The 4406-nt window shown below is 68.2% G+C and carries 4 protein-coding genes and 1 pseudogene; 2 read left to right on the forward strand and 3 right to left on the reverse strand.

Translation table 11 applies throughout. The features are described 5' to 3' along the window. Positions 1-415, reverse strand: a pseudogene (locus tag Y706_RS27850) (glutamine--fructose-6-phosphate aminotransferase); the annotation flags it as partial. A gap of 144 nt (positions 416-559) precedes the next feature. Here Y706_RS27850 and coaA point away from each other — a divergent pair. Together coaA and Y706_RS29545 are read left to right on the forward strand one after the other, a co-directional pair. Continuing rightward, complete coding sequence (gene coaA, locus Y706_RS0105360) at positions 560-1525, forward strand: type I pantothenate kinase (protein WP_028275764.1); 966 nt, start codon at positions 560-562, stop codon at positions 1523-1525. Positions 1526-1530: 5 nt separating this feature from the next. Further along, positions 1531-2475 carry a M15 family metallopeptidase gene (locus Y706_RS29545; protein ID WP_043434918.1) on the forward strand — a complete coding sequence of 315 codons (945 nt, stop codon included), beginning with the start codon at positions 1531-1533 and terminating at the stop codon, positions 2473-2475. A 177-nt stretch (positions 2476-2652) separates the two neighbouring features. Here Y706_RS29545 and glmM read toward each other — a convergent pair whose 3' ends face one another. Next, complete coding sequence (gene glmM, locus Y706_RS0105375; protein WP_028275767.1) at positions 2653-4014, reverse strand: phosphoglucosamine mutase; 1362 nt, start codon at positions 4012-4014, stop codon at positions 2653-2655. 113 nt (positions 4015-4127) lie between these two features. Then, on the reverse strand, positions 4128-4406 hold a 279-nt coding region (gene rpsI, locus Y706_RS0105380; RefSeq protein WP_028275768.1), incomplete at its 5' end, for a 30S ribosomal protein S9.

Consider the following 4406-nt stretch of genomic DNA (forward strand, 5'->3'; position numbering starts at 1 on the left):
CCGCCACTTCCGTGTCGGTCTCGGATTCGAAGGTGACGCCCTTGCGCTGGAGCTCGAGCTTGAGCTCGGCGAAGTTCTCGATGATGCCGTTGTGGATCAGGGCCAGCTTGCCGCCGTCGGCCAGGTGCGGGTGAGCGTTCTGGTCCGTCGGGCCGCCGTGCGTCGCCCAGCGCGTGTGGCCGATTCCCGTGAGGGATTCCGGCAGCGGGCGGGCGTCCAGCTCCGCGATGAGGTTGCTCAGTTTGCCGGACTTCTTCCGGGAAGAAATCGTGCCGTCGGCCACTACAGCGATACCCGCGGAGTCGTAGCCGCGGTACTCCAGGCGCCGCAATCCTTCAAGGACAACGTCCAAGGCATTGTGTCCAGCATTTACCCGGCCATCTGAGTGGCCCACATATCCAACGATTCCACACATGGTCATAAGCCTAGCGGGTTTCGGGGAGGGAGGACGTGGGACGGCGGGCGTGAAGGCCCCCGCGCGGGGCTCAGGACGGCCTGCCCCGGCTTCCACCGGCCAGTCCATTTCGCTCTCGGCGTTGTGAAGGGCAGAATCTCTAGGGTGACTTTGCAACGCAATGAAGCGAACGGGGAAGGTGTCTCCCCGTTCGTGGAGCTGGACCGGCAGACCTGGTCCCGGCTCGCTGCCCAGATGGAGCAGCCCCTTAATGAAGAGGATGTGTTCCGCCTTCGCGGCCTCGGGGACCCCCTCGACATCAAGGAAGTGCGCGAGGTCTACCTGCCGCTGTCCCGGCTCCTGCACCTTTACGTGGAAGCCGCGGGCCAGCTTCACGCGGCCACCACCACATTCCTCGGCGAAAGCACCCAGCGCACGCCGTTCGTGATCGGCGTGGCCGGTTCGGTGGCCGTAGGCAAGTCCACCATCGCCCGCGTCCTGCGCGAAATGCTCCGGCGCTGGCCCGGCACCCCCAATGTGGAGCTCATCACCACGGACGGATTCCTTTACCCGCTCGCCGAGCTCAGGCGCCGGCAACTGCTCGAGCGCAAGGGTTTTCCGGAGTCCTACGACCGCCGTGCCCTGCTGCGCTTCGTGAGCGAGATCAAGGGCGGCGCCGAGGAGGTCCGGGCCCCCTGGTACTCCCACGTCACCTATGACATCGTCCCCGGCAAGGAAGTGGTGGTACGCCGCCCGGACGTGCTGATAGTCGAGGGACTGAACGTCCTGGCTCCGGCCAGGCCGCGGCAGGACGGCAGGCAGGGCCTGGCCCTGAGCGACTTCTTCGATTTCTCCATCTACGTCGACGCGAAGACCTCGTATATCGAGGAGTGGTACGTGGACCGGTTCCGCAAACTGCGGAGCACGGCCTTCGCTCAGCCGGAATCGTACTTCCACCGCTACGCCACGCTCTCCGATGCCGAGGCCGAAGAGACCGCCCGTGAGATCTGGAAGCGCATCAACGAACCCAACCTGGAGGAAAACGTCCTCCCGACCCGGGGCCGCGCGCAACTGGTCCTGACCAAGGACGCCGACCACTCCATCCGCCGGATGCTGCTGAGGAAGGTCTAGCACACATGTGCTACGACGACGCGGACAGGACGGCAGGACGGCAGGAAGCCGGCCCGGAATCGCCGAGCCGCCGGGCCTTCAGCCGCCTCCTGCTGGCGGGCACGGGTCTCGCGGCGCTGTCCGCCTGCACCCCGGCCCAGTCCTTCACGCCGTCCGGCACCCCGGGGCCGACCCCGGGCACGGCCACGGGCAGTTCGACGCCGACCGCCGCCGCGGCGGCGTCGACCCCGCCGGCAAGCTCATCATCGGCGCCCGTTCCGGAAGCCACCCCTGCGGCGACGCAGGCGCCGTCGACGGCGTCGCCGTCGGCCGCTGCTCGTCCTCCATCGGCCGCGGCGCCGGGACCGCAGCATTCCCTCTCGGACCCCACCAGCCCGTGGGTGATCGTCAACAAGCACCGTCCGCTCTCCCCCGCCACCTTTGTGCCGCCGGATCTGGCCCGCCCGGCCGTCCGTCTGGCGACGTCGGGCGAGGCGGCGCTGGTGAACAGCACGACGGCGGCAGCGGCTGAGAGGATGTTCGCGGCCGCGGCTGCCGACGGCGTCATCATCACGCTGGCCAGCGGGTACCGTTCGTTCGCGACGCAGCGGGCAACCTACGGCAGCTACGTGAATTCCCGCGGCCAGGCGGAGGCCGACACCGCCTCGGCCCGGCCCGGCTACTCAGAGCACCAGACGGGCTGGGCGTTCGACATCGGCGACGGCAGCGGGGCGGACGCTTTCACGCCCCAGTTCAAGGACCGCCCGGCGGCGATCTGGGCCAAGGCGAACGCCCACCGCTTCGGCTTCGTTGTCCGCTACCCGTGGATGCTGCACGAAATCACCGGGTATTTCTATGAGCCATGGCATCTGCGCTTCATCGGCAAGGAGGCGGCCGCGGACATGCGCGCCCGCGGCATCGGCACGCTGGAACAGTACTTCGGGCTGGAAGCCGCCCCGGCGTACTTGTAGGGCAGCGCCGGGCTATCCGTGGGGCGGCGTCGGTCCGCGCGGATTTTCCCCATCTTTGCCACCACGACGCCGGTACACGCCGGCGCAACCGGCCCACACGCCGTCGGACGCGGGCATAGGTGGGGAAACCCGGCGTCGCCGGGCACAGCGATTCGCGGACGGAACCGGCTTGGCCGGCTATTCGGGGACGAGCTCCAAAGCCAGTTCGGTCCGGACCACCTGGGCCAGTCGCTCCGCGACGCCCTGGGCGGTTTTGTGGTCTGCGGCCTCCACCATCACGCGCACCACCGGCTCGGTGCCCGAGGGGCGCAGCAGGACGCGTCCGGTGTCGCCGAGTTCGGATTCTGCCGCGGATACTGCCTGCGCCACCACCGCATCGCCCTTGACCCGGGTACGGTCCACGCCTTTGACGTTGATGAGGACCTGGGGCAGCTTGGTCATCACCGTTGACAGCTCCTTGAGCGGGCGGCCGGTGAGTGCCACCTGGGCGGCAATCTGCAGTCCGGTCAGGACGCCGTCTCCGGTGGTGGCGTGGTCGGCAAAAATTACGTGCCCGGACTGCTCGCCGCCAAGGCTGTAGCCGCCGTTGCGCATTTCCTCGAGGACGTAGCGGTCCCCCACGCCGGTTTCGCGCAGGCTGATCCCGGCGTCGCGCAGGGCGATCTTCAGGCCGAGGTTGCTCATGACGGTGGCCACGAGGACATCGTCCCTGAGCTTTCCGGCGTCCTTGAGGGCGACGGCCAGGATGGCCATGATCTGGTCGCCGTCCACCTCGTTGCCTTCGTGGTCCACGGCGAGGCAGCGGTCGGCGTCGCCGTCGTGCGCGATGCCGAGGTCCGCTCCGTGGTCCAGGACGGCCCGCTTGAGCGGGCCGAGGTGCGTGGAGCCGACCCCTTCGTTGATGTTGAGCCCGTCCGGCTCGGCGCCAATGACGATCACGTTGGCGCCGGCGTCCTTGAACACCTGCGGGGAACAGCCGCTGGCAGCGCCGTGGGCGCAGTCGAGGACGATCTTCAGGCCGTCCAGGCGGTGCGGAAGCGTGCCGAGCAGGTGCACGATGTAGCGGTCCTCTGCGTCGGAGAAGCGCTGGATGCGTCCGACCTCACCGCCGACGGGCCGGAAGGGCTCCTTGCCGAGCTGCACTTCGATGGCGTCCTCGACGTCGTCGGGCAGCTTCTGGCCGCCGCGGGCGAAGAACTTGATGCCGTTGTCCGGCGCCGGGTTGTGCGAGGCGGAGATCATCACGCCGAAGTCGGCGTTGAGGTCCGCCACGAGGTAGGCGGCGGCCGGGGTGGGCAGCACGCCGGCGTCGTAGACGTCGATTCCCGAGCTGGAGAGCCCCGCCTCCACGGCAGCCGCGAGGAACTCCCCGCTGGCCCGCGGGTCCCGTGCCACCACGGCGATCGGCCGCTTCCCGGTCGTGTTGCGGTCATGGCCAAGTACGACGGCGGCGGCCTGGGCCAGCTGCAACGCGAGCTCGGCGGTCAGCAACCCGTTCGCCAGGCCCCGGACTCCATCGGTTCCAAATAATCTAGACATCGGACCAAGTTTAGTCGATGGCCGGTGCAAGTCTGGCTTAAACGGCGAAAGCCCGCCCCGCCGAGTGGCGGGACGGGCTTTCGTGCAAGCGCCATAAGCGCTTGGAAGCAGAATTAACGCTTCGAGTACTGCTGAGCCTTGCGGGCCTTCTTGAGACCGGCCTTCTTGCGCTCGATGACGCGAGCGTCGCGGCGCAGGTAACCGGCCTTCTTCAGGGTGGCGCGGTTGTTCTCGGTGTCGATCTCGTTCAGCGAACGGGCGATGCCGAGGCGCAGGGCACCGGCCTGGCCGGAGATGCCGCCACCGTGGATGCGGGCAATGACGTCGTAGGCGCCGTCAAGATCGAGGATCTTGAAGGGCTCGTTGACGTCCTGCTGGTGCAGCTTGTTCGG

The sequence above is a fragment of the Arthrobacter sp. I3 genome (genome assembly GCF_000520575.1).
In the GTDB taxonomy this organism is placed as follows: domain Bacteria; phylum Actinomycetota; class Actinomycetes; order Actinomycetales; family Micrococcaceae; genus Arthrobacter; species Arthrobacter humicola_A.